The sequence below is a fragment of the Photobacterium profundum genome (genome assembly GCF_003026285.1).
Lineage (GTDB): Bacteria > Pseudomonadota > Gammaproteobacteria > Enterobacterales > Vibrionaceae > Photobacterium > Photobacterium profundum.
Genome location: NZ_PYOD01000031.1, coordinates 1 through 18849, shown reverse-complemented (window position 1 = coordinate 18849; position 18849 = coordinate 1). Strand labels below are relative to the sequence as shown.

The following is an 18849-nucleotide window of genomic DNA, read 5'->3' as shown; positions in this document are numbered from 1 at the left end:
ATTTTCAAAATGATGGTGGAGGGAGAAGGATTCGAACCTTCGAAGGCGGAGCCGTCAGATTTACAATCTGATCCCTTTGGCCACTCGGGAATCCCTCCACGGGATTTGTCTGTTTGTTTTTTACAAACTGTCTTTCAGCAAGCAGTTTGCGATGAAAACCGTTTCGTTGTTCAGCCTTGTGACAAAGACTGCGATAACCATTTTCAAAATGATGGTGGAGGGAGAAGGATTCGAACCTTCGAAGGCGGAGCCGTCAGATTTACAATCTGATCCCTTTGGCCACTCGGGAATCCCTCCACGGGATTTTGCTTATTGTCTTTCTATAAAAACCGTTATCTTTACAATCTTGTGGCTAAAATTGTAATAACCATTTTTTAAATAATGGTGGAGGGGGAAGGATTCGAACCTTCGAAGGCAGAGCCGTCAGATTTACAATCTGATCCCTTTGGCCACTCGGGAACCCCTCCACAAGTGCGGAGCGGATAATAACAAACATTTAGACCCTGTAAACCTTTTTCCTTATAATTTTTGTGCGCTTGCTTGATTTTTCATCATATAGGCGGAGATGTACTGTTTATTGCTTAACTTTACACTTCTTTACCCTCTTTCAGCATCGGTTCAGATATCATTTAGTCAGTCCTTTATTAGTGGTTTTAGCATGAAAAAAATAGTTGTTGCTGTTCTAGTTACTGCAGCGTTGACTGGCGGTGGGGTTTTCTCTATTCAAAATGGTGTCTTTTCTCAAGGCACTGCTCACGCTGCAGAACAAAAAGCTGGGTCAGCACGCGTTATTGCGGTGACAACCGGTGAGGTCTCTTCTCACCCTATAGCTCAATCGCTCTCTTTAATTGGTAAGTTAGAGGCAGAGCGCTCTGTTTATATTGCGACAGAAGTCGCGGCTAAAATCGATGACATTCCAGTGCGAGTGAATAGTAAAGTTGAAAAAGGCGATTTGCTGGTCCAGCTTGATGATGCCAAAGCAGAGGCGGCGCTAGATGAAGCACAAGCTTATCTCAATGATGAAAGACGCAAATATAAAGAATTCGAACGCTTGGTTAAACGTGGGGCAATTACCCAAACGGAATTAGATGCGATGCAAGCCAGCGTGAATATTGCAGAAGCCCGATTAAAAGCTGCGAAAGCAGCATTGAACGATTATGCGATTCGTGCCCCGTTTGATGGCACTGTTGGTTTAATTGATTACAGTGTGGGTCATATGGTGACCATGGGTGGTGAGCTATTCACGCTTGATGACTTATCAGGTATGCGCCTTGATATTCAGGTTCCTGAGCAGTATCTATCATTTTTGTCGGTCGGTATGAAAGTAAATGCCACTAACCAAGCATGGGCAGGAAAGATATTTAATGGTGAAATCCAAGCCATTGACTCTCGTGTACAAACAGATTCACTTAATATTAAAGTACGCGTGTTATTCGATAATCAAGCCGGATTCTTAAAACCGGGTATGTTAATGGCAGCAACGCTTGGGTTTGTGCCACAAGAAGCGGCGATTATTCCAGTACAAGCATTGGAATATTCAGGTACTAAACGCTTTGTTTATTTAGTGAATGATGAAAGTATCGCAACACGTACCGAGGTTATATTGGGCGCACGCATCGATAATGAAGTAGTGATTGAATCGGGTATCGAGGTCGGTGATCGTATTGTAGTGCAAGGTTTAGTGAACATGCGTGATGGTTTGAAAGTGGATGATCTAACCGCAAAAAAGTCTCAAAGCTCGACCCTAAAAGCGGAGACTGATGTCTAATGTGGTTATCTGATGTATCTGTTAAACGACCAGTGGTCGCAATAGTACTGAGCTTACTATTATGTGTTTTTGGTATGGTTTCTTTTTCTAAGCTAGCTGTACGTGAAATGCCTGATGTGGAAAACCCTGTTGTTACAGTAATGACTAACTACAGTGGGGCATCGGCGACGGTCATGGAAAGCCAAGTGACCAGCCCAATTGAAGATGAACTGTCTGGTATTAGTGGTATTGATAATATTACGTCAGTGACCCGAAATGGCATGTCCCGTATTACTATTGAATTTTCAATGGACTGGGATTTAACTGAAGGGGTGAGTGATATCCGTGATGCGGTAGCACGTGCTAATCGAAGTCTACCGGATGAAGCTGATGATCCTGTTGTTTCAAAAGATAATGGCTCGGGTGAGCCTGCGATCTATATCAACTTGACGTCTTCAGAGATGGATCGTACCCAGTTGACTGATTACGCCCAACGGGTATTGGAAGATCGTTTTAGCTTAATTAATGGTGTGAGTTCAGTAAGCTTATCGGGGGCTTTATATAAGGTCATGTACGTTAAGTTAAAACCAGCATTAATGGCAGGCCGTGGTGTCACCACAAAAGATATTGTCGATACACTTCAAGATGAAAACATTGAACTGCCGGGTGGTGAAGTCCGGAATGATGCGACAGTCATGTCGGTTAGAACGGCACGTTTATATCTTTCACCTGAAGATTTTGATTACTTAGTCATACGGACAGCTGATGACGGTACCCCTGTTTATTTGAAAGATGTCGCCGATATTGATGTTGGCGCTGAGAATGAAAATTCCACCTTTAAAAGTGATGGCGTTGCGAACTTAAGCTTAGGTATCGTGACCATGTCTGATGCGAACCCGTTGAATGTCGCGAAAGATGTGCACGCTGAAGTCGACAGGATGCAGCAATTCATTCCTGCTGGTACGACATTATTAGTGGATTATGATGCGACAGTCTTTATCGATCGCTCTATTTCAGAAGTGTATAGCACTCTATTGATCACTGGAGCATTGGTGATCTTGGTATTGTACATCTTTATCGGTCAAGCAAGGGCGACCTTGATCCCTGCGGTAACTGTACCTGTATCTTTAATCTCTGCGTTTATTTCAGCGTACTTTTTGGGCTTTTCAATCAACCTATTAACCTTGATGGCTTTGATTCTATCGATTGGTTTGGTGGTAGATGATGCTATCGTGGTGGTTGAAAATATGTTTCACCATCTCGAAAAAGGGGAATCCCCATTACTTGCTGCTTATAAAGGGACACGTGAAGTTGGTTTTGCTGTTGTCGCGACCACCGCGGTATTGGTAATGGTTTTCTTACCAATATCCTTCATGGAAGGCATGGTTGGGCGTCTGTTTACTGAGTTTTCTGTGTTGCTAGCGATGTCGGTCATTTTCTCATCCATTATCGCGTTAACACTGACCCCTGTATTGGGCAGTAAAATGCTAAAAGCTAATGTGAAACCTGGCAGATTTAATCTGTGGATTGATAGCCAGTTTACCAAACTTGAAAATGGTTATCGTAGCGTCGTTTCCATGGCAGTAAAGCGCCGCTATTTTGCCCCGTTTATTGTTGCAGGGTGTATGGCTGCGAGTTATGGTTTGATGCAAATCGTACCCGCGCAATTAGCACCCCAAGAAGATCGCGGCGTACTGTTCGCTTTCGTAAAAGGAGCGGAAGGCACCAGTTATAACCGTATGATTGGTAATATGGACGAAGTTGAACAACGTTTATTGCCTATGTTAGGTAAAGGCATGCTGAAATCGGTGAGTATTCAAACACCAGCTTTTGGTGGACGAGCGGGCGATCAGACTGGCTTTGTCATCATGCAGCTTGAAGATTGGGCTGATCGTGATGTGACTGCTCAACAAGCGTTGGGTCAAATCAGCAAAGCATTACAAGGTATTCCCGATGTTTGGGTACGCCCTATGATGCCGGGTTTCCGTGGTGGTTCTTCTGAGCCTATCCAATTTGTACTGGGAGGTTCTGATTATGAAGAACTTTTCCAGTGGGCTACAAAACTGCAAACCATTGCCGAAGATAGTCCAATAATGAATGGTATCGATCTTGATTACGCAGAAACCACACCAGAATTGGTGGTGACTGTGAACCGTCAACGAGCTGCGGAATTGGGTATTCCGGCGGCTGATATTGCTGAGACCTTAGAAATCATGCTGGGTGGACGCAGTGAAACCACCTACGTTGATCGTGGCGAGGAATATGATGTTTATCTCCGTGGAGATGAAAACAGTTTTAATAGCTCTGCTGATCTTAGCCAAATTTATCTGCGCTCAAAGACTGGTCAGTTAGTCACGCTCGATACAGTGACTAAAATTGAGGAAATAGCATCACCGCAACGACTCAGTCACACCGATAAGCAAAAATCGATCACATTGAAAGGTAACCTAAATGATGGTTATACCTTAGGAAACGCTCTCGATTTTCTTGATCAACAAGCGATTGATATTTTACCGAGTGATATCACGATTAACTATTCAGGTGAATCGAAAGACTTCCGTGAAAACCAAAGTGATATCTTTATGGTCTTTGGTCTGGCATTGCTGATTGCGTATTTGGTATTGGCAGCCCAGTTTGAAAGCTTTATTAACCCTCTTGTTGTGATGTTAACGGTGCCAATGGGGATCTTTGGCGGCATGGCAGGGTTATGGATAATGGGGCAAGGGCTCAATATTTATAGCCAGATAGGCATGATCATGCTGATTGGCATGGTAACTAAAAACGGTATTTTGATTGTCGAATTTGCTAACCAGCTACGTGATAAAGGTATTGAGTTTGAGCAAGCGATTGTGGATGCATCAGTACGACGTTTACGTCCTATTTTGATGACGGCATTTACGACCTTGTTTGGTGCTATTCCATTAATCATGTCGACAGGTGCTGGTTCTGAAAGCCGTATGGCTGTAGGTACCGTGGTGTTCTTTGGTATGGCATTTGCCACACTGGTAACGCTATTAGTTATACCTGCGATGTACCGTTTGTTATGTGCTAAAACAACCTCACCTGGTCATGTTGCCGCTCAGCTAGAAAAAGCAATGCAGCAAGATTATGTCGGTCGAAGTACACATGGTGAATTACCCCCTAGCTCATAGATAATTAATTGAACGTAATAATTATCAAATAAAAACCGTCAACACGCTCTAGTATTGGCGGTTTTTTATTGGGAGAGGTGTTGATAATAGTTACTTGGTTGTATTGATCCTCTTGCGGTATAATCGATACAGAAAACATCACCCTTGATCGCGTTGCGAAACGCTTACGAAAGAAGAATCCCATGCCACAAAATCAGTCTGACAATAAAGACCAGCTTGATACACAAAACAAGCCAGTTCGATTAAATAAATTCATCAGTGATACAGGCTATTGCTCACGCCGTGAGGCGGACAAGCTAATTGATCAGGGAAGAGTAACCATTAATGGTACACAGCCAGAGATGGGCACTAAAGTGATGCCAGATGACGAAGTACTCGTTGATGATAAACCGTTACGAGCGAAAGAGCGCCCTATCTATATCGCGCTGAATAAGCCGACAGGGGTAACGTGTACAACAGAGCGTCATGTTAAAGATAACATTGTGGACTTTATTGGCCACCGTAAACGTATTTTCCCGATTGGCCGTCTCGATAAGCCCTCTGATGGTTTGATCTTTTTGACCAACGATGGCGATATCGTTAATAAAATTCTGCGTGCAGGTAACTCACACGAAAAAGAATATGTAGTACGTGTCGATCATCAAATCACCCCTGAATTCTTAGAGAAAATGGCTTCAGGTGTTGAAATCCTTGATACGGTAACCTTGCCTTGTACGGTTAAGAAAGAAACGGACTATTCATTCCGTATCACGCTAACGCAAGGCTTAAACCGTCAAATCCGCCGTATGTGTGAAGCACTTGGTTACGATGTATATAAATTGCGTCGTGTACGTATTATGAACATCACCATCGACGGCCTACCAAATGGTAAATGGCGTTACCTAACGGATGCTGAGATTTCGGAAATTAACACCTTAATTTCTCAATCGAGCGGCACTGAAGAAGCATCAAAAGTTGATGCGGAAGGGCAAGCCATTTCTAAAGCTACAGATGCTAAGCTGTTTGATAGCCGTCAACAAGCTGCAGAAGAACGCCAACGTGAGCGTGAACGCGGTATGCGCGATGCAACGTATAAAACGTTTAAAGCTAAAGGTGAGTTCACTCGTACGCGTCGTACTACTGAACGTGATGATAAAACGGGCAGTGCACGTAATGGTGATAACCGCCCAAGCCAGAGCCGTGATCGTCAAAGCTCTCGTGATCAAAGTACGCGTGATAGCCAAGCACCACATGGCAACAAGCCAAGCAGCGGCATCAAGAAGTGGAAATCAAAAAGAGAGTCATAATTAGCAATACGCTAAATAGCCGATAAAGAGTAAAATGCGAGCTTCGAGTAACTATCTACTTGATGCTCGCTTTTTTTTATTTCTGATGTTGTATTTATATTTTTGATGTTATAGAGGAAGATACATGAAAATCGTTGCTGTTACTGCATGTCCGACGGGCATTGCGCACACTTATATGGCTGCCGATGTACTCACTAAAACTGCTCACCAATTAGGAATTCAAATTCAAGTTGAAACTCAAGGGGCAATGGGTATTGAAAACCTATTAACACCACAAGATATTGCCCGAGCAGATATTGTATTAATTGCGTCTGATATCGAAGTAGAACAGCGTGGCCGCTTTACGGGCAGTAAAATCCACTGCGTGACCATTGAAGAAGTGTTAATCAACCCGACTGCTGTTATTCAACGTTGTCAGGAATTGTAAGATGATCCAGCGGCGCATAACCTTTTATTGTTGTTCGAAAGGCTTACCGTCTTATCAGCTTCATCAGCTCAAACGTTTGGCTGATTATTTTCGCTCATCGGTTACATTGTTAAACCTTCGCCAATTACGTAAAGCAGATATTCGCCAACCTCTTCGTATGCTCAGTCTCGCGAGCAAACCGGGTGAACTTTGCCAGTTGGTGATTCAAGGGAATGATGCAGAATTAGCCCATATGGTGTTAACAGAATTCATTACTGAATTTGCTAAACCCGTTATTCAGCGTCGTATGAAAAGCGCATCGTCCTCAGGGGGATTGGCTAATATTCAGTCACCGTTACCCTTCGACTTTTCGTTTTCAGTCCAATCGATTTCAACCGTTGATGCTGCAACACCTAAACCCAAAGTGATTGCATCGCTGGTGGATCGGTTGAATCAGCAAAAAGTCAGCACAGGTACTAAAAAACAGTTAGTTGAATGTTTTATGGCGCGAGAAAAAATATCTGCGACAGTGATGGGGCAACAAATCGCTTTGCCTCATATCATGCATGAATCAATTACAGTGCCGGGTATGGTGGTGTTAAGCAGTAATGCAGGTATTGAGTGGGGCTCAAACCGAGGCCCTGTAACACGCATGATTGCAATGGTGCTGCCCAAGCCACCACAACGACCAGTGGTGATGGCTTTTGCCCATTTCTCGCAATGCTTACTCAATGATGATTTTTGTGAAGCGCTAACAACAGCTAAAGCGCCTGCAGTGATCCATGCGATTATTTTGAATGCGCTTAGTTCTGTCGAATAGCTGAGATAAAGAGTGCAGTTGAATTACTCTGAACCCAGCTTTTAGAACTCACTTAGCGATATCATTGTTTTATCTTTGTCTTCTATTTGATTTCTCGGTATTCCGTTGGTGTTCTACCTGTTTTGTTTTTAAACACTCGACAAAAATAGTTCACATCTTGAAAACCGCAGCGTGTCGCGACTTCATGTAAGCGGAAAGGGTATTTTTTCAACATGAATTTTGCACGCTCTAGCCTTACCCAGCAGATATAATCGGCAAGCCGCATATGCCCTTGTTGGCGAAATAAGCGTGAAAGGTGATTGGGTGAAATATTAAAGCGGTGAGCAATAGTTTCTCGGGTGACTGCTCGATGAAAGTTCTCTTGAATATAAATACAAATCCCTTGATAAAGATCTTCACTGCGTGTTTTTGCGGATTGGGTAGGTGAGTGGATCATCGTGCGACAGTAGCTCAATAATGCAATCAACAAATGCTCATCCATTGGGCTATGATTCGGCTCTTTGGCTAAGGTATTCAGCGCACTCAAAATGTGGTCGATGGCATGTCCAGTCCAAGCCTGAATACTGTGCTTCTGTACGTCATAAAACCCAACGCTTTCTTTGCCTTTACTAACTAAGCTGAACCCTAATTGACGTTTGCCAAACAGCAAGCTCAATACTGAGCATTCATTTTCCCAATTCGGTTTATTCCAAGTATTAGGGGGAATGTAAATAGCATCACCCGCCATTAGGCTAACTTCGCTAATTCCCATCACTGGATCTTCGAGTTGATTAATATATTCCCCACTTAATACCAGCTCTAGCCGTGGAAAGTTGACTTGATAGCTAAAGGCGGGAGGCGCATGTTGATCGCCTGCAAACCAAATTTGGTTAAAATTCTCCCGTTCAGATAAAACAGTATCAATGATATCAAGGAATACAGTACTCATAGGTGCTCATGCTTAATATGGGTAAAAGCGTTAAAATAGAGGCTAAATGCCATGATAAGCCAGCTAAATGTAACTATTTAGTGGCATATCCTACTGGGTGTTCGAAGGCTAAATCATGATCTTAAACAAGATAGCCAATAGTTTATGATGAATGCATATCGCAATCGGGTAAACGATTTTGCTATAGTCTTGCGGCGTTGATCTGCATTGTGTTGGTTGATGAGCTAACAAAACTAGCGGTAAATATCGATAACGAAACGACTTCCATCAGTTTGCGGCTTCCATAGTTTACGAATAGGTATTTTGTAAATAACCATGGTTGATAACTGGCTGATTGATGAAAGTCGTTTTAACGCATTTGATTTTAATATTCGATCTTGATGATCATATTCAACAAGGATTTATGGTAATGACTGATTCAATCCGTCCTGTATTTTTCAAAATGGATAATGTAATTCAAAATTACCCATGGGGCAGTGTTACTTCTGTGCAGCAGCTGTTTGGCACAGCAAATCCAGATGCCCAGCCGCAAGCTGAAATTTGGATGGGGGCCCACCCAAATGGCTGTTCTACAATCGACATGTCTGGCAAGCCAGTATTATTGTCTGATTTCATTGCAACCGATCCTGATGCTATTTTAGGGGTGAATACTCAGGCGACGTTTGGTGAATTACCGTACTTATTCAAAGTATTAGCAGCTGAAAAAGCCCTGTCAATTCAAGTGCACCCAAGTAAAGCCCAAGCCGAAGTTGGTTTTGCGAAAGAAGACGCAGAAGCTATTCCTCGCAATGCGGGTAACCGTAATTATAAAGATCCAAACCATAAACCTGAATTAGTGTTTGCGTTAACGCCTTATCAAGCAATGAATGGCTTCCGTGAAATTGCCGATATTGTGGCGCAATTTGAAACACTTAATATTCCAGTATTGTCTGACTTAGTTACAGCATTTTCTGCCGAACAAAATGAATCGGGTCTACAAGCTTTCTTCCAAGCGATGTTATCTCTTGAAGGGGAAGTGAAAGAAACGGCAGTGAACGCATTGTTAGCCTATGCTAATACCCATAAAGAAGATGCGTTATTTGGTTTGTTGATTGAATTAGCAGAACAATATCCTGGTGATATCGGCCTGTTCGCACCTTTAATGTTGAATGTATTAACCCTTCAACCGGGTGAAGCCATGTTCCTTGACGCCTGCACACCGCATGCTTACATCAAAGGAACAGGCTTAGAGATCATGGCCAATTCAGATAACGTTTTACGTGCAGGTCTGACGCCGAAATACATGGACGTACCTGAATTGGTGGCAAGTACCTTGTTTGTTACTAAACCAGTAGACAGTTTGTTACTTGCCCCTGAACTGGGTGAGGGTAGCCAGCATTATCCTATTCCGGTACCTGATTTTAAGTTTAGCGTTTATCAGCAAGTAAGTAACACAGTGATCGAGCATCACAGTGCAGAGATCTTATTTGCAGTCGATGCCCCTGTTACTGTGACGCACCAAAACGGTGAAACAATCACAATTGAAAAAGGGGAGTCAGTATTCATTCCTGCTTATGCTCTGAGCTATGCTGCTAGTTGTAACGGTTGTTTTGCGAGAGCCTACAACTAAGCTCTTACAAAACCAAGCTGTATAAACTAAGCATATCTAAAAAGATGAGAAGGGGTTTAAGCTATCTCCATGATACCTCAAGATACAAAGCACCTTGAGGTAACATGGGTATATAAGCTTAAGCTCCTAATTTTACTGCCCCACATTTCACACTGTCCTTTTTAATGCCTCAACGATGGTTATCGTTCCCACCGTCATATAAGACCTTACCTTTATTCCATCTTGCTCTATCTATGAGTTTCATTTTGTGATCCTTATCACCTAAATACTGCATTCTTAATTAGTTAAAGAGTTACTTTATTACAGCTGTTAACTTTTTTGGGGTTATTTGTTTTTATCTCCACAGCTATTATTAATGTCAATTATCATTTTAACTTCTTGTATTTTAATGTGTTTACATGGAGTTTATTACGAGGTGGCATATGAGGGAGTATGTGAGACGTCGGTCACATTGAACTATGTAGGGTACAAATATCCAGTTAAAGCCTTTTTTATGCTCTATCGAAATGGCTTGCCAACGACCACAATAGTTATAGAAATGAGCGCACCATCAATGGATGAATACATCCTAGGTGTAAAGCGACACAGAAGAGAATAAATCGGGGATAGAACGATGATTACAACTCTCATTAATGAAAACTTAATCAGCTTGAATTTACAAGCAACGACCAAAGAAGCGGTATTTGCTGAAATGGCAGAGATGCTTGCTCAGCAAGGAAAAGTGGGTGATAAAACTCAATTTCTTGCTGATATCCAAGCACGTGAAGAGCTAGGAAATACTGGTTTTGAAGACGGTGTAGCATTGCCACACGCCAAAAGTGCTGCGGTTGTATCACCCGCAGTGGCTATTGGTGTAAGTCGCCAAGGAATAGAATACGGCGCAGAAGACGGCTTACCTTCCAAACTCTTTTTCATGATTGCATCGCCAGATGGCGGCGCCAACCACCATATTGAAGTGTTAGCTGAACTATCCTCGAAGTTGATTGAAGACGGTTTCATTGAGGCGTTCTTAGCGGCAAAAACTCCGGCAGATGCCTTAGCGTTATTGCTAGAGAAAAAAGCGGCCGCACCAAGCGTCGCAAAAGATCAAGGTTTTCTGATTGGTGTTACCGGTTGTCCTGCTGGTGTCGCACATACTTACTTAGCAGCAGAAGCGCTGGAAAAAGCAGCTGCCGCGATGGGGTATGAAATTAAGGTCGAAACTAACGGCTCTATTGGGGTGAAAAATACCCCTACAGCCGAAGAGATAGCCCGTGCCGATGCCATTATCGTAAGTTGTGATAAGCAAGTTGATATGGCGCGCTTTGCGGGTAAAAAATTAATTAAGACGGGTGTAAAAGCACCGATTAAAGACGGTAAAGGCGTGATTGAGCAAGGATTAGCGGCAGCCCCGTTTGATGCTTCCAATGAAAAGCCAACTTCGACAGAAAGCAAAGTGTCAGAAGCGCGTTCAAATCTATACCGTTACCTGATGAATGGCGTATCACATATGATCCCGTTTGTGGTTACTGGTGGTTTGTTGATTGCGTTAGCGTTAGCCATTGGTGGCCAACCGACTGATGCGGGTATGGCGATTCCTGAAGGGAGCTTGTGGCAATCAGTATTAGATGTCGGTGTGATTGCCTTCAAACTGATGATCCCAGTACTTGCAGGTTACATTGCCTTTGCGATTGCAGATCGCCCAGGTTTAGTCCCTGGTTTCATTGGTGGCTGGATTGCAAATGACGGCTCGTTCTACGGTGCTGAAGCTGGAACAGGTTTCATTGGTGCGATTGTCGCTGGTTTACTGGTCGGTTATTTCGTGCGCTTTATCGCGACGCGTAACTACCACAAAATGATTCAGCCTTTAGTGCCAATCATGATTGCGCCTATTACGGGTACCTTGTTTATTGCTGGTGCGTTTATCTTTGTCATTGGTGCGCCGATTGCTGGCTTGATGGAAGGCTTAAATGCGCTTCTAACCAATATGAGCACGGGTAACGTTGTCTTATTGGGCATTGTATTAGGTGGTATGGCAGGCTTTGATATGGGCGGTCCTTTTAATAAGGTGGCGTTCCTATTCTCTGTCGGCATGATTGCTAACGGCCAAACTCAATTCATGGGTGCAATGGCCTGTGCGATTCCTGTTGCACCATTAGGTATGGGCTTAGCAACAGTGATTGGTCGTAAATTGAATATCTTCGAAGAGAGTGAAATTGAAGCTGGTAAAGCAGCAGGTGCAATGGGCTTGGTGGGTATTTCTGAAGGCGCGATTCCTTTTGCTGCACAAGACCCACTATCTGTTATTCCTGCTAACGTACTGGGTAGCATGGTTGCTGCAGTAATGGCGTTCTCATTCGGTATTACTAACAGCGTGGCACACGGTGGTCCAGTGGTTGCATTACTAGGTGCGATGAACAAGCCGCTACTTGCGCTGCTATGTATGGCAACGGGTATGGTAGTCACTGCACTTGTAGCTATATCACTGAAGAAAATGCGCATGGCGAAAGTTCAAACGGCAACAGCATAACGATATTGATGTAACTGTATCGGTTATATAAAAGCCGATATACGAGCATTTGATAGATAGGCACCTAATTACAAGACATCAAATATTACGGTATATGATGTCCTGTTTATTAGGTGCTTTGTTGTTTTTTATCTTTGCTTAATTCCCTCTTGCAATCCATGTCACAACTTTGCACTATGTACTCATTAACGAAAACGTTACCTAACGTGATCAAGTAGCGGATAAAGACAGAGGAAGTAATGGCAGGCAACACGATTGGACAACTATTTCGCGTCACCACATTCGGTGAAAGTCATGGTATAGCATTAGGCTGTATTATTGATGGCTGCCCTCCTGGTCTTTCGCTGACAGAAAAAGACATGCAACACGACCTTGACCGTCGTCGTCCTGGTACGTCTAAATACACCACACAACGTCGCGAAGCTGATGAAGTGAAAATCCTTTCAGGTGTATTTGAAGGGCAAACAACCGGTACATCAATTGGTTTGTTGATTGAAAATACCGATCAACGCTCTAAAGATTACTCTAACATCCAAGACTTATTCCGCCCTGGTCACGCTGATTACACTTACCACCAAAAATATGGGGTACGTGATTACCGTGGTGGGGGCCGTTCTTCAGCCCGTGAAACGGCAATGCGAGTTGCTGCGGGTGCTGTAGCAAAGAAGTATCTGAAGCAGATTCATGGTATTGAAGTGCGTGCGTACTTATCACAAATGGGTGATGTGAAGATCGATAAAGTCGATTGGGATCAAATTGAACAGAATGCATTTTTCTGCCCAGATGCCGATAAAGTTGATGCCTTTGACGAGCTTATTCGTAAGCTGAAAAAAGAAGGCGATTCAATTGGTGCCAAACTAACGGTTGTCGCAAGTAATGTGCCTGTTGGTTTAGGTGAACCTGTTTTTGACCGTTTAGATGCCGATGTTGCGCATTCACTGATGAGCATCAATGCGGTTAAAGGCGTTGAGATTGGTGATGGCTTTGAGGTAATCGAACAGCGTGGCAGTCAGCACCGTGATGAAATGACACTTGATGGTTTTAAAACCAACCATGCTGGTGGCATTTTAGGTGGCATTTCTTCTGGGCAAGATATTGTGGCCCATATTGCATTAAAGCCAACTTCAAGCATTACGGTTCCGGGGGAGACGATTACCAGTAAAGGTGAATCTGCAGAAGTGATTACTAAAGGTCGTCACGATCCATGTGTGGGTATTCGCGCTGTGCCAATTGCAGAAGCGATGCTAGCAATTACGTTGATGGATCATTTATTGCGGAATCGTGGTCAAAATGCAGATGTCGTGACTACTACACCAAAGATTTAACTGACCTCAAAACAGAACAAACAAAAAAGCGGAGAAGCTTAATAACTTCTCCGCTTTTTCTTTTATCATCAGTTTCTAGTTTCTAGTTTCTAGTTTCTAGTAACTTGTCTTTTTTTGGCTCTTCGAGTACAAACACAGGCAAACGCCAGCGTAATTGCACAGCCGCCATACGAGCAGTAAATCCTACTACTAACGTAGCGATTGTGGTGATCAATTCCGGTACTGCAAAGTACATCATGCCGAAATACATTACACCTGCCAGTAGTGCGACCGAGGCATATAGTTCCTTGTGTAACACCATCGGTTGACGACGAGTAATCAAATCTCGTAACAAACCACCAAACACCCCCGTAACAACTGCGGAGACAATACAGATAATTGCTGGTAATCCCATGTCCATCGCGACACGACAGCCGATAATACTGAACACAATTAAGCCTATCGCATCCAAGATAATGAAAATCTTATGGAATCGAATAACCCATTTAGCAATCACAGTCGTTAACAAACCCGCGAGGCAAGTGATAACCAAATACTGTGGATTTGCCACCCAGCCAAGAGGATAGTGACCCAACAGCACATCACGCACCGTACCACCACCAATAGCTGTCGCACTCGCCACCAACATAACACCAAACCAATCCATGTGACGCTTGCCCGCAGCCAAAGCACCTGTCATCGCTTCAGCAGTAATACCAATAATATAGAGAGTTGTTAAAAGCATGAGAAAAATCTACGTAAGAAGATGAGAAAGAACATAGGTAGATTATATTTGAGATTTAAGTCACGTGAAAATGAAAGAAAAAATATCATGCATGAATTAAATTAATTCATAAAAGAGGAGGGAGGCTAACCTTAGCTTTATACCTTAGAGTCGTAGATACATTTTAAAATCGTTTTAAAATCCTTATACTAAATGTATAATTTACGATATAAAAATTTAGCAACTCATGTTTAAATTCTGAGCGCTATCATAAAATTAGATTTTAGTGTTGCGGGTCTACGACTTACCCCGAGAGCGGTAGCATTCAATATTTTTATCCCTATAGGAGCTAAGTGTCATATGCCAAGTCAAATACCTAACGGTAATGGAAACAGTGAAATTGGTATAAATTTCTTCATGCAATGTCTACAAAATAGTAAGTGGTTGTTAATTTTATGTTCTTTACTTACAGGAATAGTTGCATCAATTTACGCTTTCAATAGCCAAGAGTGGTGGTCTTCAAGCGAAATTATAACTGAGGCTAACTATAATGATCTATCCTCTTTAAGGAACGATGTTTCCCCTCTTTTTATCGTAGCCGCTAAAACAGAAAAATTAGAAAAAATATTTTCTCCTAATAAAATATTTATTGATTTTATAAATGAATATAATAAGCCTTTAACTAAGAGTGAATTCATTTTAAGCAATGATTTATTAAAAATCAAAATGTCAAATCAAAAGTTAGAAGAAGAGCAACAAAAGAATGCATTTGTTAAGTTTTGGTCAAATAAAATAAAATATAAAAAACAGGGCGACAATTTTAAATTGATATTTGAAAGTAATTCAGCAGAAGAAAGTCAGTTGTTATTAAGCCAATACTCTAAATTTGTGCATGAACGAGTGAAAAATAATATTATAGATGACGTTAAATCTCGAATAGTAAGCCTAGTTAGTTTGTTGGAAGTGAAAAATGACGTTCTTAATGAGGCAGTTAAAGCCAATATAAAGCTTGAGGTCGAAATAACAAAACTAGCTTTAAGTGTAACTAAAGCTTCTAATTTTAGTAATCCAATTGAAAATGTGAATGGTGATAACTTTCTTCCTATAGAGCTAGGTAGTAAAGCTTTGAGTGAAAAGTATAAAGTATTGAGTGCTGTTGATGATTTTTCTATTTTTGATCCGGAAATTCATCGGATAAAATCTGAAATTAAGATGCTAAACGATATTGATGTTAACTATGAAATGGAATTTAATGTTATTGGCTATGTTAATGTTGCTGAATTACCGTTGAATAGCGATAAACCAAAGCGAAGTTTGATTGTTATTATTGGCCTTTTTATTGGGTTGTTTTTAGGATGTGTAATATCTGTTTATCGTGAATCTTCACGTTATTACAATAAAGAAAAGTAGTTTTAGTGACGGTGTTTTACCTTGAATTAACATTAAGAGAATAAAATATGAATGATATATTACCATTAGTTGGCCGTAATCAAGCATTATTTGAACACGATATAATAAAAAATAAAATAACTCTAAAAGAAAATATTACTGGCTCACGTTTTCTTGTTCTTGGTGGCGCCGGCTCTATCGGCCAAGCTGTGACGAAAGAAATATTCAAGCGTAACCCCAAGAAGCTGCATGTTGTCGATATCAGTGAAAATAACATGGTTGAGCTGGTGCGTGATATTCGTAGTTCGTTTGGCTACATCAATGGTGACTTTCAGACTTTCGCATTAGATATTGGTTCTATTGAGTATGATGCATTTATTAAAGCGGATGGCCAGTATGATTATGTGCTAAATCTATCGGCACTGAAACACGTTCGTAGCGAAAAAGACCCATATACATTAATGCGCATGATTGATGTTAATGTGTTCAATACGGATAAAACCATTCAGCAGTCTATTGATGCTGGCGTTAAAAAATATTTCTGTGTATCCACCGATAAAGCCGCCAACCCAGTCAATATGATGGGCGCGTCTAAACGTATCATGGAGATGTTCCTTATGCGTAAAAGTGAGCAAATAGCTATTTCAACAGCGCGTTTTGCGAACGTGGCATTTTCTGATGGCTCATTACTGCATGGTTTTAATCAACGTATTCTCAAGAACCAACCGATTGTGGCCCCCAATGACATTAAACGTTACTTTGTGACACCGCAAGAATCAGGTGAGTTGTGCCTGATGTCGTGTATCTTCGGGGAAAATCGTGACATCTTCTTTCCTAAATTGAGTGAAGCATTGCATCTTATTTCGTTTGCTGACATTGCCATCAAATACCTAAAGCAACGCGGGTTTGAACCCCATTTATGTGAAACGGAAGAGGAAGCGCGCGAATTAGCCAAAACTCTGCCCGCAGAAGGTAAATGGCCATGTCTATTTACGTCAAGCGATACCACGGGTGAAAAGGACTTTGAAGAGTTCTTTACTGATAAAGAGACGCTGGATATGGCGCGTTTTGAGAACTTAGGCATCATTAAAAATGAGCCACTTTACCAACAAGAATTACTTGAATGGTTTGAGCAAGAGATTGGTCAAATGAAATTGGCTCGTGAGTGGGATAAAGAGGAGATAGTGAAACTGTTTTTCACCATGCTCCCTGATTTTGGTCACAAAGAAACGGGCAAGTACCTCGACAGTAAAATGTAATCAATATAAGCAGTTTACGTCGGAATGATCCAAGTCGGTCTATAAAAAAGTAGAGAGCAGAGTAATGAGCCAAGCATCGATAGTTGAGTTTGTTCGTGATGTATACCAAACCAATGACTTTATTCCACTGCATGCGCCAACTTTTGATGGCAATGAGCAACAGTATGTTCTAGAAACGATTCAAAGTACTTTTGTGTCTAGCGTGGGTAAGTTTGTCGACCAGTTTGAACATAAAATTGAAGCTTACACTGGCACTGAAAAAGCGGTGGCAACCGTCAATGGTACCGCAGCACTTCATGCTGCGCTGTATATGGCAGGGGTTCAACCGGGTGACTTTGTCATGACTCAAGCATTGACCTTTGTTGCGACCTGTAATGCTTTGCATCATATGGGCGCAGAGCCTATTTTTGTTGATGTATCGCCCGTCAGTCTAGGCCTATGCCCTAAAGCGATGGACGAGTTTTTGACACAACATGCGCAGTTGACCGAAAAGGGGTGTATTCATAAGCAGACGAAGCGTCCAATTCGCGCTGTAGTACCTATGCACACTTTCGGACACCCAGTTGAGTTGGATGAGCTGATTGCCGTTTGTCAAAAATGGAATATTGTGCTCGTCGAAGATGCTGCTGAAAGTTTAGGCTCTTTTTACAAGGGAAAACATACGGGGACGCTCGGTGACTTTGGTGCTGTAAGCTTTAATGGCAATAAAATTGTTACTACCGGTGGTGGTGGCATGGTTTTATGTAAAACGGCAAAGCTTGGCGCACGGACTAAGCATGTTACGACGACGGCGAAAGTACCGCACCCGTATGAGTTCTATCATGATGAAGCGGGTTTCAACTACCGTATGCCTAATCTCAATGCCGCATTAGGCTGCGCGCAAATGGAAGTACTAGAGCAATACTTAGCACAAAAACGTGTACTGGCTAACCGCTACCATGAATTTTTTGCTCAGAGTGATTTTCAATTTGTGTTGGAGCCGGAATACGCGCAATCCAATTACTGGTTAAATGCGGTGATTTGCCCATCAGCCCAAGCTCGCGATGAATTGCTGAAACAGACCAATGAAGCAGGGGTCATGACCCGTCCAATTTGGCAGTTGATGCACCGTTTGCCGATGTTTAAAGATGCCCCACGTGGTGACCTCACTCAGTCAGAACATATTGAAGCACATCTGATTAATTTACCTAGTAGCCCGGTTTCTCTTTAGCCGATAAAGGCGAACAAGAAGAAAGATCTATTTTATTATGAGTAAGGCATTCATGAATAAGAACGTCGCGGTTTTCACCGGCACAAGAGCAGAATACGGTCTGCTCTTTTGGCTTTTAAAAGACATTCAAAACGATCCACAGTTGCAGTTACAGCTGCTGGTCTCTGGCATGCATTTATCCCCTGAATTTGGTGAAACATATCAGCAGATAGAAAAAGATGGTTTTGTCATTGATGAAAAAATTGAGATCCTTCTGTCGTCGGATTCTGCTGTAGGTACCGCGAAAAGCATGGGGTTAGGTGTCTTGGGGTTTTCTGATGCACTTGCTCGATTACAGCCTGATGTTTTGGTGATTTTAGGCGATCGTTTTGAAGCGCTAGCAGCGGCACAAACGGCAATGATTATGCGTATTCCCATTGTCCATTTACACGGTGGCGAGATCACCGAGGGTGCGTATGACGATGCGATCCGTCATGCCATCACCAAATTAAGTTATTTGCACGGCA

At 42.2% G+C, this 18849-nt stretch carries 14 protein-coding genes and 3 tRNA genes; 12 read left to right on the top strand and 5 right to left on the bottom strand.

All coding sequences use genetic code 11. The features are described from left to right. Nucleotides 1-13: 13 nt before the first annotated feature. From C9J48_RS27300 to C9J48_RS27290, 3 genes are all read right to left on the bottom strand, one after another. A tRNA-Tyr gene (locus C9J48_RS27300) sits at nt 14-98 on the bottom strand. Between the two features lie 114 nt (nt 99-212). After that, nucleotides 213-297: transfer RNA gene (locus tag C9J48_RS27295), tRNA-Tyr, on the bottom strand. A gap of 85 nt (nt 298-382) precedes the next feature. Continuing rightward, a tRNA-Tyr gene (locus tag C9J48_RS27290) sits at nt 383-467 on the bottom strand. A gap of 191 nt (nt 468-658) precedes the next feature. On the opposite strand from C9J48_RS27290, the gene C9J48_RS27285 reads away from it, so the two are divergent. From C9J48_RS27285 to C9J48_RS27265, 5 genes are all read left to right on the top strand, one after another. After that, nucleotides 659-1768, top strand: a complete 1110-nt coding sequence (locus C9J48_RS27285) for an efflux RND transporter periplasmic adaptor subunit (protein WP_107281301.1) — start codon at nt 659-661, stop codon at nt 1766-1768. Beyond that, entirely contained in the window at nt 1768-4899 is a 3132-nt protein-coding gene (locus tag C9J48_RS27280) for a multidrug efflux RND transporter permease subunit (protein WP_006232858.1), read from the top strand. Before C9J48_RS27285 ends, C9J48_RS27280 begins: the two co-directional genes overlap by 1 nt. Nucleotides 4900-5081: 182 nt before the next feature. Further along, entirely contained in the window at nt 5082-6185 is a 1104-nt protein-coding gene (rluF, locus tag C9J48_RS27275) for a 23S rRNA pseudouridine(2604) synthase RluF (RefSeq protein ID WP_006232859.1), read from the top strand. A 124-nt stretch (nt 6186-6309) separates the two neighbouring features. Beyond that, nucleotides 6310-6612 (top strand): PTS fructose transporter subunit IIB, encoded by a 303-nt coding sequence (locus C9J48_RS27270; RefSeq protein WP_006232860.1) that lies wholly within the window; start codon nt 6310-6312, stop codon nt 6610-6612. 1 nt (nt 6613) lies between these two features. Beyond that, nucleotides 6614-7411: a PTS sugar transporter subunit IIA gene (locus tag C9J48_RS27265; RefSeq protein ID WP_006232861.1), complete on the top strand. Its 798-nt coding sequence runs from the start codon at nt 6614-6616 to the stop codon at nt 7409-7411. Between the two features lie 82 nt (nt 7412-7493). Here the strand turns inward: C9J48_RS27265 and C9J48_RS27260 are convergent, their stop codons facing one another. After that, the gene (locus C9J48_RS27260; protein ID WP_006232862.1) at nt 7494-8339 is read right to left on the bottom strand and encodes an AraC family transcriptional regulator; all 846 of its coding nucleotides are present in this window, start codon (nt 8337-8339) and stop codon (nt 7494-7496) included. Between the two features lie 403 nt (nt 8340-8742). Between C9J48_RS27260 and manA the strand changes: the two genes are divergently transcribed. From manA to aroC, 3 genes are all read left to right on the top strand, one after another. After that, on the top strand, nt 8743-9948 hold the full coding sequence (manA, locus tag C9J48_RS27255) for a mannose-6-phosphate isomerase, class I (protein ID WP_373456055.1): 1206 nt from the start codon (nt 8743-8745) through the stop codon (nt 9946-9948). A gap of 613 nt (nt 9949-10561) precedes the next feature. Then, a complete protein-coding gene (locus C9J48_RS27250; protein ID WP_006232864.1) occupies nt 10562-12457 on the top strand; it encodes a PTS fructose transporter subunit IIABC in 1896 nt (631 codons plus the stop codon). A gap of 239 nt (nt 12458-12696) precedes the next feature. Further along, entirely contained in the window at nt 12697-13782 is a 1086-nt protein-coding gene (gene aroC / locus C9J48_RS27245) for a chorismate synthase (protein WP_006232865.1), read from the top strand. Nucleotides 13783-13864: 82 nt separating this feature from the next. On the opposite strand, the gene C9J48_RS27240 is transcribed toward aroC, so the two are convergent. After that, complete coding sequence (locus tag C9J48_RS27240) at nt 13865-14506, bottom strand: trimeric intracellular cation channel family protein (RefSeq protein WP_006232866.1); 642 nt, start codon at nt 14504-14506, stop codon at nt 13865-13867. A gap of 339 nt (nt 14507-14845) precedes the next feature. Here C9J48_RS27240 and C9J48_RS27235 point away from each other — a divergent pair, with 339 nt between their 5' ends. The 4 genes from C9J48_RS27235 to C9J48_RS27220 all read left to right on the top strand — a co-directional run. Further along, nucleotides 14846-15895, top strand: a complete 1050-nt coding sequence (locus C9J48_RS27235) for a Wzz/FepE/Etk N-terminal domain-containing protein (RefSeq protein ID WP_006232867.1) — start codon at nt 14846-14848, stop codon at nt 15893-15895. A 47-nt stretch (nt 15896-15942) separates the two neighbouring features. Continuing rightward, on the top strand, nt 15943-17133 hold the full coding sequence (locus tag C9J48_RS27230) for a UDP-N-acetylglucosamine 4,6-dehydratase (protein ID WP_006232868.1): 1191 nt from the start codon (nt 15943-15945) through the stop codon (nt 17131-17133). A gap of 64 nt (nt 17134-17197) precedes the next feature. Then, the gene (locus C9J48_RS27225; protein ID WP_006232869.1) at nt 17198-18343 is read left to right on the top strand and encodes a LegC family aminotransferase; all 1146 of its coding nucleotides are present in this window, start codon (nt 17198-17200) and stop codon (nt 18341-18343) included. A gap of 37 nt (nt 18344-18380) precedes the next feature. After that, nucleotides 18381-18849, top strand: a 469-nt coding sequence (locus tag C9J48_RS27220) for a UDP-N-acetylglucosamine 2-epimerase (RefSeq protein WP_181320844.1), incomplete at its 3' end; no start/stop codon positions are given.

What these genes read in the sequence shown, in the direction of transcription:
- C9J48_RS27270 (WP_006232860.1), top strand. Translation starts at nt 6,310, where the DNA reads ATGAAAATCGTTGCTGTTACTGCATGTCCGACGGGCATTGCGCACACT.
- manA (WP_373456055.1), top strand. Translation starts at nt 8,743, where the DNA reads ATGGTAATGACTGATTCAATCCGTCCTGTATTTTTCAAAATGGATAAT.
- C9J48_RS27260 (WP_006232862.1), bottom strand. Translation starts at nt 8,339, where the DNA reads ATGAGTACTGTATTCCTTGATATCATTGATACTGTTTTATCTGAACGG.
- C9J48_RS27265 (WP_006232861.1), top strand. Translation starts at nt 6,614, where the DNA reads ATGATCCAGCGGCGCATAACCTTTTATTGTTGTTCGAAAGGCTTACCG.
- C9J48_RS27235 (WP_006232867.1), top strand. Translation starts at nt 14,846, where the DNA reads ATGCCAAGTCAAATACCTAACGGTAATGGAAACAGTGAAATTGGTATA.
- C9J48_RS27280 (WP_006232858.1), top strand. Translation starts at nt 1,768, where the DNA reads ATGTGGTTATCTGATGTATCTGTTAAACGACCAGTGGTCGCAATAGTA.
- C9J48_RS27250 (WP_006232864.1), top strand. Translation starts at nt 10,562, where the DNA reads ATGATTACAACTCTCATTAATGAAAACTTAATCAGCTTGAATTTACAA.
- rluF (WP_006232859.1), top strand. Translation starts at nt 5,082, where the DNA reads ATGCCACAAAATCAGTCTGACAATAAAGACCAGCTTGATACACAAAAC.
- C9J48_RS27285 (WP_107281301.1), top strand. Translation starts at nt 659, where the DNA reads ATGAAAAAAATAGTTGTTGCTGTTCTAGTTACTGCAGCGTTGACTGGC.
- C9J48_RS27240 (WP_006232866.1), bottom strand. Translation starts at nt 14,506, where the DNA reads ATGCTTTTAACAACTCTCTATATTATTGGTATTACTGCTGAAGCGATG.
- C9J48_RS27225 (WP_006232869.1), top strand. Translation starts at nt 17,198, where the DNA reads ATGAGCCAAGCATCGATAGTTGAGTTTGTTCGTGATGTATACCAAACC.
- C9J48_RS27230 (WP_006232868.1), top strand. Translation starts at nt 15,943, where the DNA reads ATGAATGATATATTACCATTAGTTGGCCGTAATCAAGCATTATTTGAA.
- aroC (WP_006232865.1), top strand. Translation starts at nt 12,697, where the DNA reads ATGGCAGGCAACACGATTGGACAACTATTTCGCGTCACCACATTCGGT.